This is a genomic window from Alteromonas marina (assembly GCF_000808575.1).
Lineage (GTDB): Bacteria > Pseudomonadota > Gammaproteobacteria > Enterobacterales > Alteromonadaceae > Alteromonas > Alteromonas marina_A.
Genome location: NZ_JWLW01000008.1, coordinates 1 through 25091, shown reverse-complemented (window position 1 = coordinate 25091; position 25091 = coordinate 1). Strand labels below are relative to the sequence as shown.

The following is a 25091-nucleotide window of genomic DNA, read 5'->3' as shown; positions in this document are numbered from 1 at the left end:
TCGATTAGTCCTCTACGTTCAAGCCCATTGAGCGAGCAGAACCCGCGATAGTGCGTACCGCTGCATCTAGATCAGCTGCAGTAAGGTCTGGCTCTTTAGTTTTAGCAATCTCTTCCAACTGAGCGCGAGTAACTTTACCCACTTTTTCAGTGTTAGGACGGCCAGAACCACTCTTGATGCCCGCTGCTTTCTTAAGCAGGTAAGACGCAGGAGGAGTCTTAGTTTCGAATGTGAAAGAGCGATCTTCGTATACAGTAATTTCTACTGGTACTGGAGCGCCTTTCTCAAGGCTTTCTGTTTTCGCGTTGAAAGCCTTACAGAATTCCATGATGTTTACACCGTGTTGACCTAGTGCAGGACCAACTGGTGGACTTGGGTTAGCAGCGCCTGCTGCAACCTGAAGCTTGATAATACCGCTTACTTTTTTAGCCATTTTACATGCTCTCTTGTTTGGGTCTAACGCCTCGCAAATACAGAGATTATTTGCTCAATCGGCTTCCCGTTTCCGTTTAAAAGGGCGCGCATTATATAAGGTGATTAATTACTATGCAAGGGCTAATTAGAATAAAAAACCATCGAAAGGTCAGTATTTTTACGCTCTCGCCTTTTAATCGGAGACCTTATACAAAAAAGCCCCGTCAAACGGGGCTTTTTAAAAATGCTATACGGTAGCTTGAATAAGCTTAGCCTTTTTCTACCTGACCAAACTCTAGGTCTACTGGAGTGGAACGACCGAAGATAAGTACCGATACTTTTACGCGGCTCTTTTCGTAGTCGACTTCTTCTACCACACCGTTGAAGTCTGCAAATGGGCCATCGATAACGCGAATAACTTCGCCTGGCTCGAACAGTGTCTTTGGTCTTGGCTTATCAACGTTTTCTTCAAGACGATTTAGGATAGCGTCTGCTTCTTTCTGCGTGATTGGCATAGGACGGTCAGATGTGCCGCCGATGAAGCCAAGTACACGAGGTACGCTTTTCACTAAGTGCCATGACTCTTCTGTCATCGCCATTTCTACCAATACGTAACCCGGGTAGAACTTGCGCTCAGACTTACGCTTTTGACCTGCACGCATTTCTACTACTTCTTCTGTTGGTACTAGTACCTGACCGAAGTAGTCTTCCATGTTGTGCATTTTGATGTATTCAAGCAGGGTCTTCTTAACGCGAGACTCGTATTGTGAATAGGCTTGAACTACGTACCATCTTTTCTTTACTGCTTCTTCTTCAGACATACGCTTATGCTCCTATTCCAGTAATAAAGCCAACTACACGAACGATGATGCCGTCTAGTCCCCATAAAATTAGTGCCATGATTAACGTCGCTGCAAGCACGATAAGTGTAGTTTGGTTTGCCTCTTGACGAGTTGGCCATACAACCTTGCGAACTTCTGTGCGAGACTCTTTAGCAAAGCTCAAGAAGGTGCTACCTTTTTCGGTAGTTGCCGCGATAAAACCAGCTATACCAACAACTACAACAATTGCGATGGCACGGTATAGTACCGAGATCTCACCGTACATTGTATTAGCGGTTACTAAACCGGCAAGTAGTGCAAAAACCACTACCCATTTAAACATGTCCAATGCATTGGACTGATTTTCCGTCTTTTCGCTCATGTTACGATCCTAGCACTACAGCGTCGTTGTTTTACGCATCTAAAAAATGCGCAACTTAAAATTCTTAGTTTAAGTAAATTTGGCAGGGGTGGAGGGACTCGAACCCCCAACCATCGGTTTTGGAGACCGCTGTTCTACCAATTCGAACTACACCCCTGTGGTGTCGATAAGACAAAATTTACTTACACTGCCCTTGTGAGTTGTGCGTCTTTTCTAAGGAAAGTGCGGTATCGCAAGGGAGGGACGCGTATTATACTTAACCACTTTCAAGATACAAGCGGTTTATCCATCCCATCTGCGATTGAACGCTAATTCACCCCTTGCCTATTCAACGCCTATAAATCCGCCCGTTTGGTGTGCCCAAAGCTTGGCATATATGCCATTGTGTGCAATAAGCTCGGCATGGGTTCCCTGCTCTACAATGTTGCCCTTATCCAGAACAAGTAACCTGTCCATTTGCGCAATGGTCGACAGTCGATGCGCAATAGCCAGCACGGTTTTGCCTTCCATCACTTTATCCAGACAGGCTTGAATTGCCGCTTCAACTTCTGAATCTAGCGCTGATGTGGCTTCGTCCAGCACTAATACAGGCGCGTCTTTTAGCAATACGCGAGCTATGGCAATGCGCTGGCGCTGACCGCCTGAAAGCTTAACGCCTCGCTCACCTACATGCGCGTCGTACCCTGTTCTACCGTGACTATCGGTTAGGGTAAGAATAAAGTCGTGCGCTTCGGCCTGTTTGGCTGCACGGATCATATCTTCTTCTGTCGCGTCGGTTCGACCGTAAAGAATGTTATCGCGTACCGAGCGGTGCATCAGTGAAGTATCTTGTGTCACCATGCTGATTTTAGCACGAAGCGTCTCTTGGCCTACTTCAGTGATATCTTGACCATCAATGACAATGCGACCGCTCTGGGTGTCGTAAAAACGCATGAGCAAATTAACCAGCGTCGATTTACCTGCCCCAGAACGCCCCACTAAGCCCACTTTTTCTCCGGGCTTAATGGCTAGATCCAAATTAGTGAACACATCAATAGGTTTGTTGTCTGCACCTGAATAGGAAAAGTGCACGTTGTCGAAGTTAATCCCGCCGCCATTTACCTTTAACGCGTCGGCTTTTGGTTTGTCTTTCACTGCTATCGGCTGTGCTAGTGTATTCATGCCGTCCTGCACCGTGCCTAAGTTCTCGAACAAGCCTGATACTTCCCACATAACCCAGTGCGACATACCGTTTAGTCGCAAACACAGACTAATTGCAATAGCGATATCGCCCGGGCTCGCAATGTTCTCCATCCACAAATACACAGAGAGCGCGCCCACAGTAAAAATGAGAATGGCGTTAGCCATTTCCACGCAGAACTCCAACACGGTAACCAAACGCATTTGCGGGTAAACCGTCTTAAGAAAACCGTCCATGCTTTCTTTAGCGTAATCTGCTTCGCGGCGACTATGTGAAAACAGCTTCACCGTTGTGATATTGGTATAGCTATCAACAATACGTCCGGTCATTAATGAGCGCGCGTCGGCTTGCTTTTGCGAGACTTCTTTTAGTTTAGGCACCAGCACTTTTAAAATGCCAATGTACACAAAGAACCACACGATAAGCGGCATGGCCAAGCGCCAGTCAGTGCTGAAAATAAGCACTACCATAGAGATAAAATAAACGCTGATGTACACCAGCAAATCAAGAACCTTGGTCACGGTTTCTCGTACCGATAGCGCTGTCTGCATCACCTTGGTGGCAACACGGCCAGCAAACTCATCGTGGAAAAAGGTTAAACTTTGGCCAAGTAAATAGCGATGTGCCTGCCATCTAATGCGCATGGGGTAGTTCCCCATCAAAGACTGACGAGAAAACAGCGAGCGCAACAAAATAAACAATGGAATAAAAACGAGAACGGTTAAACCCATGCCAATGAGGGTAAATTTTTGGTCCGCTAAAAAGGTTTCGCGACTTTGTTCAGAAAACCAGTCAACTAACTGCCCTAAAAAACCGAACAGCGCCACTTCTAACATGGCCACAATGGCACTAAGTACGGAAACAGTAAGTATCACGCCCCACATGCCTTTTGTATAGTACTTACAAAAGGCAACGATACCTGTTGGCGGTTGGGTAGGCGGCGTGTCAGGGAAAGGCTGGGTTAGCTTTTCAAAAAATGAAAACATGTAGAACTCGTTAGTTATTCAGTGACAGATGGCTAATGCGTGTTGCCAATGCTAGATAGCAATGACGTGACTAGCGTGTACTTTCCATTGCGATATATTTTTTTAATACAAGGGTTAATACACTCTTACTAAGTACGCAATTCTACACTAAATGTTCACGCGTTGTCGGTGATACCTTGGTTTGTTACGTGCAATTTCTTCGCTTCGGTTTGCCGGTCGTTTTGCTGCAATTTCACTTAAGCAAAAATTGAAAACACGTTAAGCATCCGTTTATTTGCGATTAGGCTGCTTTTTGTCTTCTTGGCTTTTATTCATACTTTGCGCGGGAAAAAATAATAACGACATCACACACATTATTATGGATAATTTTTTAGTAAAGCGCGGTGATACTGCGCTTAAGCGCGTATGTACAATCTTTGCGTCATATGCCTTTGCGGGTTGTCTGTCTGCGGGCTCTGCCTTTGCAACACCACTACAAGAAACACCACACGAGCAACCTCAAGCAGCAGAAATTTCAATACCTCCCACTATCGTTACAGAGCGGTCGGAAAATACCATTACCGAAACGTCTGATGACAATATCAGCGATTCGCTGGTTGTTCCTTTCATCGCAGGCACAGTAGAACTTGATGGCATTATCGACGAGGCTGTGTGGGAAGAAGCAACTAAAGTACCCCTTACATTTGTTACTCGTCCTTTTGAGAATACAACGCCTCCCGTGCTCACAACAGCGCGCATATTTGAAAACGGCGAAAGCATATATATTGCGTTTACTGCGCAAGACGACGACCCGTCGCAATTACGCGCCTTATTTCGAGATAGAGATAACGTATGGGATAACGACTTAGTTGGAATAAAAATAGATACGTTTGGCGACAGCCGTCTGTCATACCAGTTCTTTGTTAACCCACGTGGCATACAGTCTGATGCCATCGAAAACCAAATGACGTTGAGTGAAAGCGATAGTTGGAATGCGATTTGGGACGCACAAGCACAAATAACACAAGACGGCTATACCGTTGAGATCGCATTGCCTTTTCGCATCATGAACTTTCTCGATAGTGATGGCCCAAAGAGATGGCGCGCAGAGTTTGTACGTTTCTATCCGCGAGAGAATAACCTTCGAATTTCTAATAGGCCCGTTGACAGAAATAACGCATGCGGATTATGCCAAATGGGAGATATGGAGGGTTTCGCAACGGCAAAGCAAGGTCAAAACCTATCAATTACGCCCTATGCGGTAGCGGGTTATGCCCGTAACCGTGAACCTGTACCATCGCAAGATGCAACAGACTGGCGGTATCAAGACAACCAAGAAATAGGTGTTGATGTAAATTGGGGCATAACATCTGACATGCTACTGCAAGCCACAGTTAACCCCGACTTTTCTCAAGTGGAAGCCGACGCTGGACAGCTCGGCATCAACAACCCGTTTGCGCTATTTTTCCCTGAACAGCGCCCCTTCTTTCTTGAAAACGCCGATTTTTTCAGTACCCAATACGATCTTGTTTATACCCGTAATATAGGCGCACCTGACATCGGCACAAAACTAACTGGGCGTGTGAACAACCATACTTTTGGTATTTTGGCTGCTAACGACGAAAGCACCACGTTTTTAGTGCCTGGAAATCTCGGCTCTAGTGTAGCAAGGCTTAACGAAGAAAGTACCAATATAGCCGCCCGATACCGATACGATATTTCAGATGACCTTTCCGTAGGCGCAATAATTACTGGTCGTCACTCAGAGGATTACCACAATATTGTTACCGGCCTAGATAGCCGTTATCAAATAACGCCAAGCGATACGTTACGTGTGCAGGTACTTCGCTCACAAACGCAATATCCACAAACATTGTTCTCTGATTTTTGCAGTAATGACTGTAGTGCCGATGAGGACATTAACGAGATCACGCTACGAACGCGCGAAAGCGATACTTTCTCGGGCAGTACCTACAAGATTGACTACCGCCACGAGGTTCGCGACTGGTATTTTTATGCCAATCGTACCAGCACTCAAGCTGACTTTCGTGCTGACCTGGGCTTTGAAAGCACCGTAGATAGGCATAAAAGCGTGCTGGGCGGCGGCTATATCTGGTGGAATGAGAATGAATGGTGGAATCGCTTTGAGTTCGGCGGTGATTGGGATATCACCCACAACGATGACGGTGAACTTATTGAACGCGAAATGCAGGCACAAGTAGAGTTAAATGCTGCTTACCAGTCTTATTTTAATTTTCAGTGGGTAAAAAGAGATACTGTTGGATTACGCCACAATGGTGCGAGTTTAACCATTGACGGCAATACCACGCGCTTTACCGAAGAACAATTTTCCTTCTATTTTGAAGCCCAGCCAAGCCGTACCCTCTACTTTGAAAATTTTGCCCGTATTGGTGACAGAATCGACTTAAGAAACGACCGGTTGGGCGATCAGGTGTTACTAGAACCTTCAATTACCCTTAATTTGGGACAGCATTTAGAAGCGTCGCTGAGTCATGAATACAATCGTATTGATGTAAACGATAAAATGCTCTTTACAGCCAACCTATCGGACTTGCGACTTAGTTATCAGTTTAGTGCAGAACAGTTTATCCGCGTTGCACTGGTTTACGCCGATATCAAGCGCAATACGGATAATTACTTAATGCGCGTAGATGCTCGAGATAGAAGCCTAGGCACGCAAGTGGTGTATTCTTACATGATAAACCCACTTTCGCGCCTATTCATTGGCTATGGCGATTCAGCGTTTGCCGATGATGAAAATCCTGGCCTATTGCGCACCGAGCAAGCAGTCTTTATGAAGTTCAGCTATGCGTGGCTTTACTAAGACATCTATTTTTAATCAGTGAAACCTAATTTTGCGAGCGTAGCCTCTACTTTGTCTTGATGCTGCGCTTGCCATTCACTGAGTGACATTGCCGCATCTTTATCACCTCTCGCCTTGGCGATCTCAAAAGCATGCTGCGCTTGTTCACGAGGAATAACCGCTATCCCCTCTTCATCCGCTACTATAATATCCCCTGCATTAACGGTGACACCGCCACAACGCACTGGCTGGTTGAGTGGAGAAATACATTTTTTTGCGCCGGGTTTTGGCACGACACCACGCGCAAACACAGGAAATTGATTTTCTCTGGTTTCTGCAATATCGCGAATAACGCCGTCAATCACGAACCCCTTAATGCCTCGTGATTGAGCAATTGCACAGACATTGCCCCCAGCAACCGCATACTTATCATCGGCTTCAACCACAATAATGTCGCCAGCATTCGCTCGATAAATAGCTGCATGTAGCATGAGGTGGTCGCCTGGGTCGCACTTAACGGTAAAAGCTGGCCCGGCAATTCGCGGAATACCTGACCACAGAGGTTTTATGGCATAGTCAATAAACTGTTCTTTGGGCAACGCATCGGCATACTCGCACGGGGAAACACTATCAAACGGAATTTCATTGGTTTTCATACACCACTCCTTTTAACTGAATAACCTGCATCCAAACTGCTTCCACTATAGCCAATTGTGTATTACAAGTTGTTACAAGCTGTGTATTTTCACTATAAACACTTTTTCTATCCCCCCCGTCATGCTAAGAATTAGTAAAAAAACGTGCACTCAATACGCCATAACATTCTTTAGAAGGAATGCACAGGTTTCGCAACGCACTAAAAACAATAAGCGGCAAACCCAGATGTCGCCTAATAAAATGAAAAGGAAAACTCCACATGTTACGTAGCGTTTTAAGCTTAAGTGTGGCACTGGCCCTCACGGCTTGTAGCCCCCAAAATTCAACCACAGAACAACAGACACAGAGCGCGGCTACCGAAGAGGCTCAACAACAGCTTTCTTCAGGTGTCATTAAAGAAAATATGGATCCGTCTGTTGACCCGGGTGATGACTTTTTCCGCTACGTAAACGGCAAGTGGTTTGATAATTTTGAAATACCGGCAGATAAATCGAGCTACGGTTCTTTTGTGATCCTTCGCGATGAAGCACAAGATCACGTTATGGATATTATAAAATCGTCTGCCGAAGGCGACTTTAAAGCGGGCAGCGACGAGCAAAAAGTCGGTGATTTTTACCGTGCCTATATGGATATGAAAACCCGCAACGAACTTGGCGTTACGCCGCTTAAACCTGAGTTGTCTAAGATTGATGCTATTGAAGACTATACCGACCTTGCTGAGTACTTTGCTTATGCAGCTCGCTATGGCTACGGTACACCGTTTAGCCTAACTCAATACCCTGACCTCAAGTCACCGAAAGAATATTTGATGTACACGTGGCAGTCGGGCTTAGGCCTTCCTGAGCGCGAGTACTACTTCAAGGACGACGAAACATCACAAACCATTCGCGATGCCTACGTTAAACATATTCAAACCATGTTTGAGCTGGCGGGTTTCGACGCGCCTAAAGAAAGTGCGGATATGCTGTTCGCACTTGAAACTAAAATTGCTCAGCTACATATGAAAAAAGAGCAGGCCCGAAACTTTGCTGCCAACTATAACAAACTGACAATTGAAGAACTTAAAGCGTTAATGCCTAAGTTCGACTGGGACGCTTATCTTAATGAAGCAGACATTAGCGACATTCCTTCGCTAGGCATCCTGCAAAAAGACTACATGCAAAACATTGATGGTGTTATTGCAGAAACTTCACTGGAAGATTGGAAAACGTTCCTTAAGTGGGGCTTGTTAAATGCTTCAGCCAGTCGCTTAAATGCCGAGCTTGATGAAGCAAACTTCAATTTCTACAGTAAAGTGCTTCGCGGTGTTGAAGAGCAACAGCCACAATGGCGTCGTGCGGTAAGCCTTTCAAATGCCCACGTTGGCGAGCTTATTGGTAAGGTCTATGTAAAACAGCACTTCCCGCCTGAAGCGAAAGACCGCATGATGGAAATGGTTAATAACCTGCTGTTAGCTTACAAAGAAAGTATAGAAAATCTTGATTGGATGACAGACGAAACTCGTGCACAAGCACTAGACAAGCTGTCTAAGTTTACCGTTAAAATTGGTTACCCGGACCAGTGGAGAGACTATTCAGCGCTGACAGTTAATGCCAGTGACCTGTTTGGAAACCTTAAGCGTTCATCTGACGTGCTGTATGAAGAAATGCTTAAGAAACAAGGTGGCCCAGTGTGGACCCATGAATGGGGCATGACACCACAAACTGTTAATGCTTACTACAACCCTCCGCTAAACGAAATTGTATTCCCTGCTGCTATCCTTCAACCTCCGTTCTTTGACATGAATGCCGAAGACGCGGTTAACTACGGTGGCATTGGCGCAGTAATCGGACACGAGATTGGCCACGGGTTCGATGATGCAGGTTCAACATTTGATGGCGATGGTGTACTCAGAAACTGGTGGACCGATGAAGATCGCGGCGAGTTTGAAGCACGCACTGCAAACTTGATTGAACAGTATAACCAGTTTGAGGTTCTGCCTGACTTACACGTAAACGGTGAATATACCTTAGGTGAAAACATTGGCGATCTTGGCGGCATCAGCATCGCCCTTAAAGCTTACCACCTGTCTCTTGATGGTGAAAAAGCTCCTGAACTAGATGGTTTCACTGGCGATCAGCGTGTATTCATTGGTTACGGCCAGGTTTGGGCAAGCAAATATCGCGAAGAAGCGTTGCGCAGCCAAGTACAAACCGATACCCATTCACCTACGAAGTTCCGCACTAACGGAGCTGTTCGCAACGTACCTGAATTCTACGAAGCGTTTAACGTGACCGAAGAAGATGCGTTGTATTTACCACCAGAAGAACGCGTGAAAATTTGGTAATTCGCCTACTCTAAACACAGTCCATATAAAGTAGCGTACATAAAATACGATAGCTAAAGCCCCATGTTTGCTTCACCAAACTGGGGCTTGTTGATGCGTTTTTGAGAAAAGAGCACCGGCAGGAAGAAAAGGGGAAGGCCTAAATAGACAACGAAGTTAAAACGTCTATCGCCACATCAACTTTTTCAGCTGGCACGAAAATATGGTCGTGATAATAAGCGGCCACCACGTTAGCGCTAATTCCTGCCTTACCCAGCGCAGTGGACATAGCTGCAGTCATGCCTACCGCTTCCAGACTAGAATGCACTTCACAGGTTATACAGCGGTAATAACCTTCAAATGGCAAATTAGCTGTCTCGGCAGCGGCTACCGGCAGAATGAGTGTGGTGCCCTCGCGTTCCTGAAACATACCCTTAGCTATTGAAATTAACGTGCTGGTTAATCTGTCAGCAGGCAAAGTAGTAAAAACGTAATTTTCACTACTCGCCACAGGATTCAAATTTTTCAGTAACACGCTCAAGTCAGTTTCAGCGACCACACTCAACCTTCCATTGAATAATGTCAGTACTTAGATCTAAGAGTGCATATTAAAGCTTTCGGGCTCTAATACGTTTTCCTTTAATCTTTCCTTCTCTAAAGTGCGCCATGGCTTTTTTAACGCTGCGCGTTTTCACTGCGACAAAACTCATGCTGTTTTGCACTTTAATTTTGCCTAAGTCGTCGCCAGGAATGCCAGCATCTTTAGTAAGTGCCCCCACCAGATCGCCTGGGCGAAGCTTTTCCTTTTTACCCGCGCTCAGTGAAATACAAGTGAATGCAGGCTGAGTGATTTTGTTTTTATGAAAACGTAAGCTTTGCGCGCCTTTAAGCGGAATATCGCTTTCTTGTAACACTTCAATTTTTCGCAAAAAGTGCTCTTCGTCATCGCTCACTAGCGTTACCGCAATGCCCTTAGCACCCGCACGTGCCGTACGGCCAATGCGGTGAATATGGGTTTCCGGCTCTTCACTTACTGTGTAATTAACCACGCAGGCAACATCGTCAATGTCTAGTCCTCGCGCAGCTACATCGGTAGCAACAAGTACTTGTAGCGCATCGCTGGCAAACTGCATTAGCACCGACGTACGTTGATGCTGTTCCAAGTCCCCCTGGAGCCCAGCGGCACTGAAGCCATCTTCGATAAGCTCGTCAACCACTTCATTTACCTGAACCTTACGGTTACAAAATACAATGGCGTTTTTAGGTTGGTAGTGAGTAAGTACCGCTTTAAGCGCCTGAGTGCGTGTGTGCGGCAGTACGTTGTAACCCAACTGCGTGATGGCTGGTTTACTCTCTTGAGCCTCAACCTTGCAGGTTACCGGGTTGTGCAGGTACTGCTTAGCTACACGCTCAATTTGTTCTGTAAAAGTTGCAGAAAACAATAGGGTTTGCACTTGTTTCGGCGTTTGACCGAAAATAATGCGTAAATCGTCTTCAAAGCCCATGTCTAACATGCGATCGGCTTCATCGAGGACACGCAACTTTACGTTACTTAGGTCAATTCGACGCTTTTCCACATGGTCCATTACGCGACCCGGCGTGCCCACAATAATATGAGGGCTATGCTTCAATGACTGAATCTGGGGCCCCATAGGCTGGCCACCACATAACGTGGTTACTTTGATATTGCCAATGTTTTTAGCCGACGAACGACACTGCTGCGCCACTTGATCAGCAAGCTCTCTGGTAGGACAAAGAATGATGGCCTGTGTGGTAAAATCATTCACTTCTACGTGCTGCAAGGCAGGAATTACAAAGCATAGAGTTTTGCCGCTGCCAGTTTGCGCTTGGCCTATTACATCTTTTCCCTGCAACGCTTCAGGGAGCGATTGTGCCTGTATAGGGGAAAGTTGGTAAATGCCTTGTGAGTCTAACGCCTTAGTGATGGCCGGGTTTATATCTAAATGCTTAACGGTTTCAACTGTCATTAATTAGGTTTCCAAAGGTGCACTACACCATTTTTGGTATGATGAGCTATGCCGTATTCTTCAGACACCATGTCGCTCCATGAAGAAAGCTGCTCATTAAACTTGTCACTCATTTTCACACCGGCCGCCGCTAACTTGAGCTTCTCTAAAGCCAAAACACAGGTGTCTTTTTTTGACAGTGCTAGGTAGGCCGTTGAAATGTCGTACTTACTCGAGAGGGTTATTGTCTCACATTTAAATTGCTTTGGGTTACATCCTAAGTCAATTGCTCCCTGAGAACCGAAAATAGTATCAATTTCGTTGTTAATCAGTGCGTCCGCTAACGCCTGCCATGAATCATAGGCTTTTACTTTGAAGCCATGTTCTATCGCGATTTGATAGCGATAGTCCTCCAATAAGGTACCTACCCTGTAGGTCTTCGGAACATCCTCAAAGAAAGGAAAATAGGGTTTATCAATACCGTACAGACCGTGAAGATTTCTTGAAACCGGCGTTACCCAGTGGAACACGTTTTCTCTTTCATCAGTTCGAATTACCGAAAATACCAGAACGTTAGACTTAGTCATGGCTTCCTTTGCTATTCTTGCCCAAGGCGCAGAGAGAATAGTCTGGTCAAGTGCCATCTCATCTAAAATATCGCTAACCAAATCAGCAGCGATACCTTCAATTCTTCCTCGCTCTCCGACTTCAGAAAACAAAGGCACTACGTCAGCGATAACCCAAAGGTTGTCGGTATTTGTATGCAGTTCGCCCACTAGGCTTAAAGTGCCAAAAGCAAGTACGGTAGCTGGAAAAGATAGCTTCAATTCACTTAACATCGATTTAGCATGCAAAGTAAACGTTTTTGAGTGCTTGTATTGGCTCACTAGTTCACTCAGGCGCTCTGCAGTTTCAGCATTACTTTTAGCTTTTGCAAGAGCAATGTAGCTCACTGCTATTGTTATTTCCTGACTGCCTGCATTCGGCGTACAACGGACATCGCCTCCACATTTAAAAGCAAATAACGGCGTTATCCAGTAGTAATAGTTTTCGTTATCTTCATTTCTTATGACGTTGAAATGAATTTGGGATCCGCTAGGTGTTGCTTTATCAGCTAGCCTTAAATCAATACCACTCTTTGACAAAGCGTTTTCAAACACTGTAAATGAGTAAGATTGAATACTCTGCTGGTCGGAGGGGGTGATGGCGCAGGGTAAATCTTTAGCGTGAGAGTAAGAGAGTGTTTGTGCCCTCATAGAAAAGCTCCATAGGGCACATAAACAGGCACTAATATATATTGCTAAGCTTGAAATGCCTTTTCTAATTTCCACTGCAACGTTTGCCCCGCAAAAAATGGAACCATATCGGTGCCATCAGCTAGGGTTACTTGTTCTGGCACCGTCCATGACTCTTTCACCAGTGTCATTTTAGTCGTATTTCGAGCTAAACCATAAAAATCTGCACCGTAATGGCTAGCAAAGCCTTCAAGCTTGTCTATTGCGTCTAGCTGCTCAAACACTTCTGCATAAAGCTCTATTGCAGACCATGCACTGTAGCAACCTGCACAGCCGCACGCATTCTCTTTTTTATGCTTAGCATGAGGTGCAGAATCAGTACCTAAAAAGAATTTATTGTTGCCACTTGCCACCATGTCGCGCAACGCTTTTTGATGTGTGTTGCGTTTAAGTACTGGCAAGCAATAGTTGTGAGGTCGTACCCCACCAACCAGTAAATCGTTACGGTTAAGCAATAAATGCTGAGGCGTAATAGTGGCGCCTACAAACTCGCTGGCGCCCGCTACGAAGCTTGCGGCATCTGCTGTAGTAATGTGCTCGAACACCACTTTCAGCCTAGGAAATGCGTCAACGATAGGCCCTAAATGGGTATCAATAAATACTTTTTCACGATCAAAAATATCAATGTGATGCTCAGTCACTTCACCGTGTATCAACAGTAACAAACCTTGCTCTTGCATGGCTTGAAATACCGGGTACAAAGCCTGAATGCCTTTCACTGCGGCGTCTGAATTAGTGGTAGCTCCAGCAGGATAAAGCTTACATGCTGTTACCCCAGCTTGTTTTGCTTCGACAATATCTTGGGGAGTTGTTTGGTTAGTAAGGAATAAAGTCATTAAAGGCTCAAAGCTACTGCCATTTGGTCTTGCAGCCTCAATTCGCCCTTTATACGCCACTGCCATTTCAGCATTAACCACTGGCGGTACAAGGTTTGGCATAACAATCGCGCGCTGGAAACAACGTGCAGTTGCAGGCACTGTCTCTGCTAGCATTTCGTTATCGCGAAAGTGAAGATGCCAATCGTCTGGCGTAGTAATGGTGAGCGTTTGCATGCCTTATCTCTCTTGGTACTTATTCAAACAAAGGGGAATTTGCGCGCAATAATAGCACAAATCCCAATTTGCGCGCAGAACAACTCGCTTGATCGTACCTATGAATTCACTTTTCCGTGCTCAACCCAAATGAGCTTGCTAACGTCGTACCCAGCGACCTCTGCCTTTTCTAGCAAGCGGGCGCGGACCTCATCTGAAATAGAGGGTGAGCGCGCTAAAATCCAAAGGTAGTCTTTATCTGGGCCTGTTATCAAAGCATATTGATAACCTTTTTTATCTAGCTCAATAATGACATAGCTGGCATAAAACGGGCCGAAGAAGGATACTTTTAAATGCCCAGTGGTTTCAGACTCTACAAAATACGCTTTGCCTTCGGCTTCATCCCAAGTACCTTCTTCTTTTGAATAACCGCGATTAATAACTTTCACGCCACCATCATCGCGCATACTGTAAGTTGCCGTAACTTCAGTTAACCCTTCTTCGAAGCTATGGTCAAAGCGCGCGATTTCGTACCACTTGCCTAAATACCTAGGAAGCTCAAACCCTTCAACTGGTTCGACGTTATCCGGCGTACCTGTACAACCAGATAAGCCAACGAACAATATGCCTACTATTGCGACTAAACCCCATTTTTTAAACATAAACCCTCGTTTTTTGACAATACTTTCAAGTGCTTGGCCCTCTTTTAAAGCGGATAATACCAACACTGTTTTTTGTGATCTTTATTGCTTCTGCCGCACCATAAGTGTTCTGAAGCGCTAATCGTCGATAGCCAGAATGTTCTCGCCTAATCGCGCTTTTATAATTGCCGAGGCTGTATTACAGTGCCGCCTTAATGATTATAAAAAGCTCCAACGTTTTTATTGAGTGCAAAGGTACTTTGTCCACTCACCATTTTCACAGGGAGATATCTAAATGAACGCACACTTTCCACATGCAAGCCGCCTAGTTTATGGATGTATGGGCTTAGGTGGAGGTTGGAATAATGACCCTGCCACCAAAGCCGATATAACCCAGGCAAGAACAATCATCGACGCAGTATTAGACTTAGACATTAACGTTTTCGATCATGCTGACATCTATACGTTCGGCAAAGCCGAAACCGTCTTTGGTGAAGCCCTTAAGCAAGCGCCAGAACTTAAAGACAAAATGATTATTCAATCTAAATGTGCAATACGCTTTGAAGATGATTTAGGACCAAAGCGCTATGATTTTTCAGCAAATCATATCCACACGTCTGTTGAAGGTATTCTTTCGCGTTTAGGTATTGAGCAACTTGACATATTGCTACTCCATCGCCCTGACCCACTGATGGAGCTAGAAGAAGTGGCAGGCACTTTGTTACTTCTGCAGCAACAGGGGAAGATTAAACACGTAGGTGTGTCTAACATGCATGGCCACCAAATAAACTACCTTCAATCAGCGCTCTCAACTCCTATTGTAGCTAACCAACTTGAAATGAGCCTTGGTTTTAGGGACTGGTTGGAAGACGGAATAACCAGCAACAGCACGGCTAATCGCAACATAGGTTATGCCCCTGGCACACTTGAATACTGCATGATGAATAATGTTCAACTTCAGGCGTGGGGAAGTCTAGCTCAAGGGAAGTATACGGGCGCTAAGACCGAGAGCAGTGTTGACCTAGCTACAGCAGAATTGGTAGCAAAGCTTGCAAGCGAGTATCAAACAACACCTGAAGCGATTGTTTTAGCATGGCTGATGCGACATCCAGCTAATATCGCGCCTGTGCTAGGCAGCACTAATGTAGAACGTATCAAATCTAGCCAAAAAGCGATGGACGTTCATTTGTCTCGCGAACACTGGTACAAGTTATTTGAAGTCGCTCGCGGCCAAGAGATGCCATAAGTCTTAATAAGGAAATAGCATGTTAAAAGGCTTTCATCATGTTGCTATTATTTGTAGCGACTACCCACGTTCAAAAGCGTTTTACACAGATGTGTTAGGGTTTTCGATCATCGATGAAAACTACCGCGAAGCCCGGGATTCATATAAATGCGATCTTGGCCTGCCTGACGGAAGTCAAATTGAGTTATTTTCGTTTCCAGGGGCGCCTCAAAGGCCGTCACGTCCAGAGGCCCAAGGGCTTAGACACTTAGCGTTCAAAGTCGACAATTTAGATGAGGTGATTAATCACCTAACCAATAAAAGGGTGGAATGCGAGCCAGTAAGAACTGACGAATACACCGGCAAGCGCTTTACATTTTTCCAAGATCCGGATGGGTTACCGCTAGAACTTTACGAACTGTAAAAAAATGCCGAATGGCTGAGTGGCTATTCGGCAGTTATTCAATAACAAATTATGAAACAGGCGCTAATGACAGCCCTACTCCAGCATTCGAACTTCCCTCTGCGGGAACGGAATATCAATATTATTCTGCTGAAGGGCATTAAAAATAGCTTGGTTTAGCGCATAACGCACTTCGAAATGCCTTACCGCTGGTGCCCAAACCCGAATACCAAAATTTATACTGCTGTCACCGAAATTATCGACACCAATAGCCGGTGACTTCTCTTTACTAACCCCGTCAACTGCCTCGACCGTGTGTCGAATAACCTCTATGACATTGTTTACGTTGCTCGAGTAAGCAACGCCAATTTCTAGCTCAATAAGCATATTCTCGGCAGAGTTGTGCAAGATTTCCCCAACGATAAGCTTGTTGGGAATTTGAATATGCACATTATCTTCATCGATGAGAATGGTATAAGGCAGCATGACTTGATCAACAACACCAGCGACGCCACGAACACGAATAGTGTCTCCGACAACGAAAGGACGGGTAATGATTATGGTAAAACCAGCGGCATAGTTTGCCAGCATACCCTGAATAGCAAGACCGGCACCTAGACCTACAGCACCAAGTGCCGCAATTAGTGGTGTTACACTGATACCGACATTACCAAGAGCGATGATGATGACTATACCAAGCACCACCAGCTTGCATATACCACCGGTAAACCGACTAAGCGTGACATCAATCTTCTTGCTCACCATGAGCTTTTCAACAACATGGCCTATTTTATTGGCCACCCACCAGCCAAATAAGAAAATGATAATGGCACCTACAATTTGAAAGCTATAGGTAACGGCAAACTCAACCAGTGTGTCGTAAAGGGCTTGGGCTTGTTTTAATTCATCCATGGGACGTTAATACAGATTGATAAATGAGGGAATGTAGGGAAGCTTAAACAACAACGTTATGAAAAACCAGTGCCGAACATAAGTCCGGCACGTTAAGATTAACTGACACCGCGAGCGACTAACTTAGCGGTGCTTTTCACTTAGCTAGCGTACTCGCTTGCTTCTATTTCAGCTAAACGGTCTTTGGTGGGGTTCTTCACGAAGTTATAAACTAAGCCGATAAACAGCAAAGCGGCAAAACCAGTGGCGACCATGAAACCGTATTTTGCATCACCTCCGTTAGCATCGCTCACAAGGCCCATAATAAAGGGGCCAGCGGCAGCACCCGCAGCGGTAAAGAACAAAATAACGCCTGCCACACTGCCGTGCTGGTGTTTAGGGAAGCAGCTTATACCCTTTGAATTAAACGTAGGATAAATGACCGACATGAAAATACCTGTGAGTGGGAACAAATAAAGCGCGAACTGCTTTCCGCCCCATAATCCCAAGCCGAAGCATAGAACTATAGCCCCTGTAAACAGCATCAACACCAGCGCCCAGTTGAAGCGAGACATCATCCAAATTCCCACGAAGCGGCCTGCGGCACGCAAAATAAAAAATGCGGTTACTGAATAAATAGCCAAAGTTTGAGAGAAACCCTCACTGTAACAGTCGTACGTCGCTTTAAGCGTAGTTGCGTCGCAAACTAGGTAGCTGGGCATCCACACGTAGATAGCACTCTCTGCCGCAACATATAAAAATGCGCCAATTGAAAAGCCTAACGCGTAAGGGTTTTTGACCAGTTTTAAGCTTTGCGCAATGGAAACTTTGTTTTCGCCAGAAGACGTGTCACGAGAATAGGCCGGATACTTAACCAGTAGAGCCCCGACAATAAGAACAGTACAAACGCCACCAGCAATAACGTAAAGCCACTGCCATGCAACCCCCTGATGGATAAGGTAGGCTACAATCAAAGGGCCGATGATTGCGCCAACCCCAAAGAAGGCTTCAGCACCGTTCATCGTTGCAGTATGTTGTTTTGTTGAAGTTGAAATGTCACCAATAAGAGCCAGTGCACCTGTTTTGAAAATACCAACGGCCACCCCTGAAAGGCTCATCAAACTTACGATCAGCATAAAGTCGTTAGCAATAAGGAAGCTGTAACAAGCTAACCCAAATAAGGCTAACCCGATGATAATGGTTGGCTTACGGCCTAGCTTATCGGCAAGAAACCCCAAGAATAAGCCTGATAGTGCAATACCGAGCATGGGCAAAGAATGCATTAAACTCGCTTGCGCATTAGTAACGGAAAACGCCACTTTCACTTCTTTGATTATCTCGCCTACTGAATCCGATGTCATCGCAAACATCATGAACATTAGATAGGTTAACCAGCGGATAATTCTGCTACTACGGTCTTGGTTAGGCATAGTCGGTCTCGCAAAAATGGCATGACGGATAACTAATATCCGGCTGCACTTATAAAAAACATGTCAGTTTTGACAGACATAAGGCGTCTGAAGCACTTATTTATTCCACATACTTAGTAAATGAAATTTACGATGTAATAAAATTGATAACGAATTTAACATCCAGTTTGGAAAAACCAGCTTAATCGTTTAAGATAAAAGTTAACAGAATTTAAAAAGCCTGTAAACCCGTCAATTAGGATAGGTTCGCCGGCCTTTCAACCGCGTCATACTATGGAGTTTTCTATGAGCTATGCTGCCGATAGTAGTATATGTTTAGAGCGCATCTTGGCATCCACCGATTTATCTGGCCTTACAAAGAAAGATGCGAAGACGTTTACCCAGCGATTAGAGGTACATTTCCCTCGCCTTTTTGAACACTACACGTACGTCTATGGACATCAGTATGACTGCTATTTTCATTTACAAAAACTTATTGAAATATTAAGAGATGGGTTAAAAAGTCGTAAGCCAGCCCTTAAAAAGATTGATAATGAAAGGTTAAAGTCGCCGTTGTGGTATCGCGATGAACAACAGGTTGGCATGGCCTTCTATGTAGATTTAATGGGGCCAACGCTAAATGACTTACACGATAAAATTCCATATTTAAAAGCGCTTGGTGTCACCTATGTACATCTAATGCCACTATACGACGCACCACAAGGAGATAGTGATGGCGGTTATGCGGTCTCTAACTATCGTAAAGTAAACCCCGTCTTGGGTACCGTAAAAGATTTAGAGAAACTCGCATCTTCACTTCAAAAGGAAGGGATTAACCTAGTACTCGACTTTGTGTTTAATCACACCTCAGACGAGCATACGTGGGCAAAAGCAGCATTAGATGGCGACAAGCGGTATCAAAATTATTATTACTTGTTTGATGATAGAACCATCCCCGATCAGTATGAAGAAACGTTAAGAGAGATTTTTCCTCAAGTTAGAAGAGGCAGCTTTACCTTTAACGAGCAGATTGAAAAATGGGTATGGACGACGTTTAATAGTTTTCAATGGGACCTAAACTACAGCAACCCTGAAGTTTTTAATGCCATTACCTCTGAAATGCTATTTCTAGCTAACATTGGTAGCGCAGCGTTGCGCTTAGACGCACTAGCGTTTATTTGGAAAGAAGTGGGGACTAACTGCGAAAATCAGGAGAAAGCACACGTTCTTATTCAAGCGTTTAATTGCTGTTTACAAATAGTTGCGCCAGCAGTGGTATTTAAGTCAGAAGCGATTGTCCACCCAGATGAGGTGCTGAAGTATATCGATAAAGAGGAATGCCAACTGTCTTACAACCCGTTGTTAATGGCATTACTTTGGAACTCTCTAGCTACACGTAAAACGCGCTTGCTTACACACTCTTTGAAAAAGAGTTTTGCTATTTCAAACGAGTGTACCTGGGTTAACTACGTGCGCTGTCACGACGACATAGGCTGGACGTTCGATGATGCTGTCGCTAGTCAATTGGGTATAAACCCCTTCGATCACCGCTATTTCCTCAACCAATTTTATACTGGTCGCTTTGAGGGAAGTTTTGCTAACGGCGTGCCATTTGCAGAAAATCCAAGCAATGGCGATTGCCGCGTATGTGGTTCACTGGCATCGTTATGCGGCTTAGAAGGGGCACTTAAGAACGATGATGCACAAGGTATCGACGAAGCCGTTAAACGCATGTTGTTGTTATATGGAGTAACTTTCAGTATCGGCGGTATTCCTTTACTTTATTCCAGCGATGAAATTGGGAAGCTAAACGACTACAGCTACCGTCAAGACGAAAGTAAAAAACATGACGACAGATGGGTTAATCGCATCGCAGTCAATGAAGAAGATACCGCATTGGCTCTAGGCCAAACGGCACCGTCTAGTAAAGCGGAAGTCGCTAGCCTTCGCGTATTTAAAGGCTTGCAAAAAATGATCGAAACGAGAAAACAGTATTCGGTTTTTGGCCATGCTCAAACACATATATTAGATGCTGACAATCAGCATTGTTTTGTTTTTATGCGCGAGAATGATGGAGGTGAAAAACTCCTCGTTGTCTGTAATTTTAGTGAACATAAGCAACAGCTTCAGCGTTCCCTTTTGGCGACACTAAACTGCACATCGACCACAGACTTGCTGTCAGGTGAAACTGTGTCTATGGAAGCTGCACCTTTATTACTCGCCCCCTATCAGCAGCTATGGCTGTTAGCCAACTAATTACTTTCGTATTTGACACTCTGCTTGTTGCGAAACTCGCGACAGCAGAGTGTTGTCAATAAAATGAATTGGCTTTGTCGCCAAAGACTTACTAAATACCTCCCTATTTACACAGGCAGTAAAGCAATTACCGACTATACTTTAGTCGAGAGATGGATAGTTCATTTACCTCTTACCACGTTAGGAAACGTCTTACAGCTGTTCAGCTTGTCTGACGGTAATCTAACGTGTAAGTAGCACTTTACCAATGTGTGCGGTTTGTTTTTTGCAGCATCTATGAAGCGCGACTCTCGATAGAGCGTTGCCAGCAATTTGATTCTTACCAATAGGGACCGTCAAATTTAATGCATAGAAGCAGTACAAATATCTTTTTTCACACAGCGGATTTCGACTTACGTCATATGGATATGTTAAACATGGTAATGGATAAAACGGTGCAAAGTGATAATGCGTTGGAATACATGTGCCCTTATTGCGGCGCAATTAATGATTTTTATTTAAACTCTGTTCGCGACATGTATCACGAGCAACATGAATCGTGCGGGTGTTGTAATAAGGTGCTCAGCCTAACAGCAGCGGATGGTATAGGTGGTCGTGTTAACCTTATTGTCGATGCGCTAGATTCAGAGCTTATTATTAAATAACTCGACATTAGAAGCCTAGCGCTACACTCTTATCAATATCCTCAATTGAAAAAGCCGCTTCAAGAGCGGCTTTTTGAGTATTTCGTTGGGGTATGGAAAGACGCTAACGAAAAAACTCTCGTTTCAATTCGCTATCAGTATGGAAACGACCACCAAGTGCAGATGTTTTCGTGTACGAGTTGGTATCGCGAATTCCCCTCGCTTTAACACAGTAATGCGTAGCATTAATACTTACTGCTACATCTTCAGTGTTAGTAAGCGTTTGTAACGCTATTAACACCTGCTGTGTCAAGCGCTCCTGTACCTGAGGACGTTGAGCAAAGAAACCCACAAGACGATTTATCTTTGAAAGGCCGATTACTGTATCTTTTGGTATATAAGAAACGGTTGCCGTGCCATCAATAGTAACAAAGTGGTGTTCGCAGGTGCTGGTCAGGCTTATATCAGATACCTGTACAGGCTGGTCAATCTGCATCTTGTTTTCAATGGCAGTAATCTTAGGAAATTTGCGGTAGTCCAATCCACCGAAGATTTCATTAACATACATTTTAGCGATTCGCGTAGGCGTATCACACAAACTGTCGTCAGTTAGATCAAGGCCAAGCGTGTCCATTACGTCACGCATAGCACTTTCAATTCGTTTGCGCTTTTGCTCGTCAGTAAGACCATTAGCCACCATAGGTGTTTCTAAACCTTTGGCTTCTAATGCTTCTCGTACACGTTGTGCTGGCTCTGAAATAGAGGGGTCTAGTGCGTCGCGCACAATTACCGCTTCTTTTGCTAACATTACTTTATCCGTAGTTACTTCTTTTTTGATCTTGTACGAGCATGAGTTCGTTACAGATCGATTACTTGGCAACATGACTTTTATTTAATGTCATTGCTACCGACTGTGCATTTGGCACAGAATAATAAAACCGTTACCTTTTACGAAAGAAGGACATCATCTTGAATTCACCTGTGTTAATTACAGGCGCAAGTCAACGTTTAGGCTTAGCTATGGCCAATACTTTACTTGACCAGGGCCACCACGTTGTCGTGACTTATCGAACACTTCGTCCAAGTATTTCAATGCTTGAGGATAAAGGTGCTACAGTCTTACAGGCGGATTTTAGCACTGAGGCGGCTATTGATCGAGCAATTGATGAGATTAAGGCAATCAGTAAAACCTATCGAGCGGTGATCCACAACGCGTCAGATTGGGCGCAAGAAAGAGATAACCATGACAAGCATAGCTTGATTGAACGCATGATGTTGGTCCATGCTGTTGCCCCTTACCGCATAAACTTGGCACTTGAAAAGGCTCTTTGTGATTGCGACGTTCAGTCTGACATTATTCATATGACTGACTACGTTCAAGAAACAGGCAGCGAGAAACACATGGCTTATGCGGCAAGTAAGGCAGCCCTGCACAACCTGACCCTATCATTTGCTAAGAAGCTAGCACCAAAGGTAAAAGTAAATAGCATTGCCCCAGCTTTGCTTATGTTCAATGAGGGTGATGACGAAGCTTATAAACAAAAAGCGTTAGAAAAGTCACTGTTAGAGATAGTACCTGGGGCGCAAGAGGCCGTGAAAGCCGTGAACTATTTATTTGATAGTGACTACGTGACAGGGCAAACCCTTCACCTCAACGGTGGGCGGCATTTGAAATAAAAGCCGCCCCCTTTTCGTTCATTTCAGTTTTCCTTATGGCTTAAAGTAATCGTCACCGCCAATTAATTTCATCGCCATTTGCCTTGGTCTCATGCTGAGGCATGGCTATAATCCGAACCCTATTTCGTAGCTATTTGGAATTTTACTATGCACAGCAACCGTACTATGGCGCCTGAATGGCATAACATTGATGCTGTTATGTTAGCGTGGCCTCATGCGCAAACCGACTGGGCTCCATGGTTAGAAGACGCGAGAGCGACGTATCTGAACGTGATTGCTGCAGTAAACCGCAACGATGCGGGTGTGATTTTATTATGTGCGCCGAGTGACGTAGACGATCTTAATTCTCGTTTACCAGAGAACGCTCGAGTGCTTATTGTTCCTGCCTCATTTAACGACACATGGATGCGCGACTACGGCTTCATCACTTGTAAAGACAGTGAAGGCAATGGCTCGCCGGTAGAATTTCGCTTTAACGGTTGGGGCAATAAGTTTAACGCCGCTGAAGATAATCTGGCGAATCAGCGTTATCTTGCCAGCATGTGTAAATCTGTACTTCGCAGCAGCCCAATTGTGGCAGAAGGTGGCGCGCTGGAAATTGATGAAGACGGACACCTATTAAGTACTGCCCAGTGTTTACTTAACCCTGAACGTAACGGTGATATGTCGCTAAGCGCTTACGAAGATGCATTTAAAGATATGCTAGGCTGCAGCAAAGTTACTATTTTGCAACATGGTCATTTAGAAGGCGATGATACTGACGGTCACATCGACACATTAGTGCGTTTCACGCCGAACAAAGGCCTAGTGATCCAGGCGTGTAACAACCGTCCTAATGACAGTCACTTTGAAGGGTTGAAAGCGTTGTGCGACGAGTGCGCCCTTGAGCTGCCTGAGCATGAACAGTTTCATCTGCCGCTGCCTAATATTGTAAATGACGAAGGGGATCGCCTGCCGGCATCGTACGCAAATTACTTAATTTGTAACAACGCAATATTATTGCCTGTTTACGGTGAAGAGGAAGACGCAGAAGCCATTGAGACTGTGCAAAGAGCACACCCCAATCATATTGTTGAACCAATCGATTGCAGTGTACTCGTAAGACAATACGGCAGCTTGCATTGTATTTCCATGCAGGTGCCTACAAATACGTTAAAAGATTCGATTATCACCACCTTAAAAAAAGGAGTGTCATTACATGCGCCCAGCTAAGCTAAAAGTTGGACTGGTACAACAGTCTGTTGCTGATAACGACAAAGCAACGAACTGGAACAAAAGTGCCGAGCGAATTGCCAAATTAGCGGCTGAAGGCTGCGAGTGTATTCTTCTTCAAGAACTGCACAGCACCCTGTATTTTTGCCAACAAGAAGATACTGACGCCTTTGATTTGGCTGAGCCAATTCCAGGCCCAGCGACAGAATTTTTCGGTGAACTAGCTGAAAAACACAACATTGTATTAGTGACGTCGCTTTTTGAAAAACGCGGCTCTGGTTTGTATCACAATACGGCTGTGGTGTTCGATCGCAGCAAAGAAATTGCGGGCAAATACCGTAAAATGCACATTCCTGACGACCCAGGCTTTTACGAGAAGTTTTACTTCACACCGGGCGATATGGGCTTCACGCCTATTGAAACCAGTGTAGGTAAACTTGGCGTATTGGTATGTTGGGATCAGTGGTATCCAGAAGCGGCACGCTTGATGGCGATGGCAGGAGCAGACCTGTTATTTTACCCTACCGCTATTGGTTGGGATTTAACTGACACAGAAGAAGAGCGTACCCGTCAGCACGGTGCATGGGAAACCATTCAGCGCTCTCACGCTGTGGCAAACTCAGTACCGGTTATCGTGGCAAACCGCACTGGATTTGAAGCGTCACCTGTTGAAGGTGATCCAGGTATTCAGTTCTGGGGACAAAGCTTTGTAGCAGGCCCGCAAGGTGAGATTTTGGCAAAAGCCGAAGCTGAAGGTGAAACCACGCTAACAGTAGAGCTTGATATGGAACGTACCGAACAGGTCAAGCGCATTTGGCCTTACTTCCGCGACCGCCGCATAGACGCCTACGACGAACTAACCAAGCGCTGGCGCGACTAACCCAAATAATGGGGTCAGAGTCTGAGGGATCCC

22 protein-coding genes and 1 tRNA gene are annotated in these 25091 nt (G+C 45.0%); 9 read left to right on the top strand and 14 right to left on the bottom strand.

Annotation, left to right across the window (positions count from 1 at the left end):
* Positions 1 to 4: 4 nt before the first annotated feature.
* From rplK to RJ41_RS04545, 5 genes are all read right to left on the bottom strand, one after another.
* Positions 5 to 433, bottom strand: coding sequence for a 50S ribosomal protein L11 (gene rplK, locus RJ41_RS04565; RefSeq protein ID WP_014951043.1), 429 nt, complete (start codon positions 431 to 433; stop codon positions 5 to 7).
* A gap of 250 nt (positions 434 to 683) precedes the next feature.
* Positions 684 to 1235: a transcription termination/antitermination protein NusG gene (gene nusG, locus RJ41_RS04560; protein WP_014951044.1), complete on the bottom strand. Its 552-nt coding sequence runs from the start codon at positions 1233 to 1235 to the stop codon at positions 684 to 686.
* A 4-nt stretch (positions 1236 to 1239) separates the two neighbouring features.
* Positions 1240 to 1617: a preprotein translocase subunit SecE gene (gene secE, locus RJ41_RS04555; RefSeq protein WP_014951045.1), complete on the bottom strand. Its 378-nt coding sequence runs from the start codon at positions 1615 to 1617 to the stop codon at positions 1240 to 1242.
* 80 nt (positions 1618 to 1697) lie between these two features.
* Positions 1698 to 1774: transfer RNA gene (locus RJ41_RS04550), tRNA-Trp, on the bottom strand.
* 167 nt (positions 1775 to 1941) lie between these two features.
* Positions 1942 to 3783, bottom strand: a complete 1842-nt coding sequence (locus RJ41_RS04545) for an ABC transporter ATP-binding protein (protein ID WP_039217555.1) — start codon at positions 3781 to 3783, stop codon at positions 1942 to 1944.
* Between the two features lie 358 nt (positions 3784 to 4141).
* On the opposite strand from RJ41_RS04545, the gene RJ41_RS04540 reads away from it, so the two are divergent.
* Positions 4142 to 6607: a carbohydrate binding family 9 domain-containing protein gene (locus RJ41_RS04540; protein WP_156964757.1), complete on the top strand. Its 2466-nt coding sequence runs from the start codon at positions 4142 to 4144 to the stop codon at positions 6605 to 6607.
* An 11-nt stretch (positions 6608 to 6618) separates the two neighbouring features.
* Here the strand turns inward: RJ41_RS04540 and RJ41_RS04535 are convergent, their stop codons facing one another.
* A complete protein-coding gene (locus RJ41_RS04535; protein WP_039217551.1) occupies positions 6619 to 7242 on the bottom strand; it encodes an RraA family protein in 624 nt (207 codons plus the stop codon).
* Between the two features lie 260 nt (positions 7243 to 7502).
* Here RJ41_RS04535 and RJ41_RS04530 point away from each other — a divergent pair, with 260 nt between their 5' ends.
* Complete coding sequence (locus tag RJ41_RS04530) at positions 7503 to 9569, top strand: M13 family metallopeptidase (RefSeq protein WP_039217549.1); 2067 nt, start codon at positions 7503 to 7505, stop codon at positions 9567 to 9569.
* A gap of 139 nt (positions 9570 to 9708) precedes the next feature.
* Here the strand turns inward: RJ41_RS04530 and RJ41_RS04525 are convergent, their stop codons facing one another.
* The 5 genes from RJ41_RS04525 to RJ41_RS04505 form a co-directional block, all read right to left on the bottom strand.
* Complete coding sequence (locus RJ41_RS04525) at positions 9709 to 10107, bottom strand: ACT domain-containing protein (RefSeq protein WP_039217545.1); 399 nt, start codon at positions 10105 to 10107, stop codon at positions 9709 to 9711.
* A gap of 49 nt (positions 10108 to 10156) precedes the next feature.
* A complete protein-coding gene (dbpA, locus tag RJ41_RS04520; RefSeq protein ID WP_039217543.1) occupies positions 10157 to 11536 on the bottom strand; it encodes an ATP-dependent RNA helicase DbpA in 1380 nt (459 codons plus the stop codon).
* On the bottom strand, positions 11536 to 12771 hold the full coding sequence (locus RJ41_RS04515) for a substrate-binding periplasmic protein (protein ID WP_240485728.1): 1236 nt from the start codon (positions 12769 to 12771) through the stop codon (positions 11536 to 11538). The genes dbpA and RJ41_RS04515 overlap by 1 nt, the downstream gene beginning before the upstream one ends.
* Before the next feature lie 44 nt (positions 12772 to 12815).
* On the bottom strand, positions 12816 to 13862 hold the full coding sequence (gene pyrC, locus RJ41_RS04510) for a dihydroorotase (protein WP_039217539.1): 1047 nt from the start codon (positions 13860 to 13862) through the stop codon (positions 12816 to 12818).
* Positions 13863 to 13960: 98 nt separating this feature from the next.
* Positions 13961 to 14503, bottom strand: a complete 543-nt coding sequence (locus RJ41_RS04505) for a lipocalin family protein (RefSeq protein WP_039217597.1) — start codon at positions 14501 to 14503, stop codon at positions 13961 to 13963.
* Between the two features lie 274 nt (positions 14504 to 14777).
* Here RJ41_RS04505 and RJ41_RS04500 point away from each other — a divergent pair, with 274 nt between their 5' ends.
* Positions 14778 to 15728, top strand: a complete 951-nt coding sequence (locus RJ41_RS04500; protein ID WP_039217535.1) for an aldo/keto reductase — start codon at positions 14778 to 14780, stop codon at positions 15726 to 15728.
* A gap of 19 nt (positions 15729 to 15747) precedes the next feature.
* A complete protein-coding gene (gene gloA2 / locus RJ41_RS04495; protein ID WP_039217533.1) occupies positions 15748 to 16131 on the top strand; it encodes an SMU1112c/YaeR family gloxylase I-like metalloprotein in 384 nt (127 codons plus the stop codon).
* Positions 16132 to 16206: 75 nt separating this feature from the next.
* Here gloA2 and RJ41_RS04490 read toward each other — a convergent pair whose 3' ends face one another.
* Both RJ41_RS04490 and RJ41_RS04485 read right to left on the bottom strand, forming a co-directional pair.
* Complete coding sequence (locus RJ41_RS04490; RefSeq protein WP_039217529.1) at positions 16207 to 17022, bottom strand: mechanosensitive ion channel family protein; 816 nt, start codon at positions 17020 to 17022, stop codon at positions 16207 to 16209.
* Positions 17023 to 17162: 140 nt separating this feature from the next.
* Positions 17163 to 18380, bottom strand: a complete 1218-nt coding sequence (locus tag RJ41_RS04485; RefSeq protein WP_039217595.1) for an MFS transporter — start codon at positions 18378 to 18380, stop codon at positions 17163 to 17165.
* Positions 18381 to 18716: 336 nt separating this feature from the next.
* On the opposite strand from RJ41_RS04485, the gene RJ41_RS04480 reads away from it, so the two are divergent.
* Positions 18717 to 20666, top strand: coding sequence for an alpha-amylase family glycosyl hydrolase (locus RJ41_RS04480; protein WP_039217526.1), 1950 nt, complete (start codon positions 18717 to 18719; stop codon positions 20664 to 20666).
* Between the two features lie 344 nt (positions 20667 to 21010).
* The gene (locus RJ41_RS04475) at positions 21011 to 21310 is read left to right on the top strand and encodes a hypothetical protein (RefSeq protein ID WP_240485727.1); all 300 of its coding nucleotides are present in this window, start codon (positions 21011 to 21013) and stop codon (positions 21308 to 21310) included.
* A gap of 103 nt (positions 21311 to 21413) precedes the next feature.
* Here RJ41_RS04475 and folE read toward each other — a convergent pair whose 3' ends face one another.
* On the bottom strand, positions 21414 to 22097 hold the full coding sequence (folE, locus tag RJ41_RS04470) for a GTP cyclohydrolase I FolE (RefSeq protein WP_039217525.1): 684 nt from the start codon (positions 22095 to 22097) through the stop codon (positions 21414 to 21416).
* 161 nt (positions 22098 to 22258) lie between these two features.
* On the opposite strand from folE, the gene folM reads away from it, so the two are divergent.
* From folM to RJ41_RS04455, 3 genes are all read left to right on the top strand, one after another.
* On the top strand, positions 22259 to 22966 hold the full coding sequence (gene folM / locus RJ41_RS04465) for a dihydromonapterin reductase (protein ID WP_039217521.1): 708 nt from the start codon (positions 22259 to 22261) through the stop codon (positions 22964 to 22966).
* A gap of 147 nt (positions 22967 to 23113) precedes the next feature.
* Entirely contained in the window at positions 23114 to 24178 is a 1065-nt protein-coding gene (locus tag RJ41_RS04460; protein WP_039217520.1) for an agmatine deiminase family protein, read from the top strand.
* Positions 24165 to 25058 carry a carbon-nitrogen hydrolase gene (locus RJ41_RS04455; RefSeq protein ID WP_039217519.1) on the top strand — a complete coding sequence of 298 codons (894 nt, stop codon included), beginning with the start codon at positions 24165 to 24167 and terminating at the stop codon, positions 25056 to 25058. Before RJ41_RS04460 ends, RJ41_RS04455 begins: the two co-directional genes overlap by 14 nt.
* Positions 25059 to 25091 lie beyond the last annotated feature (33 nt).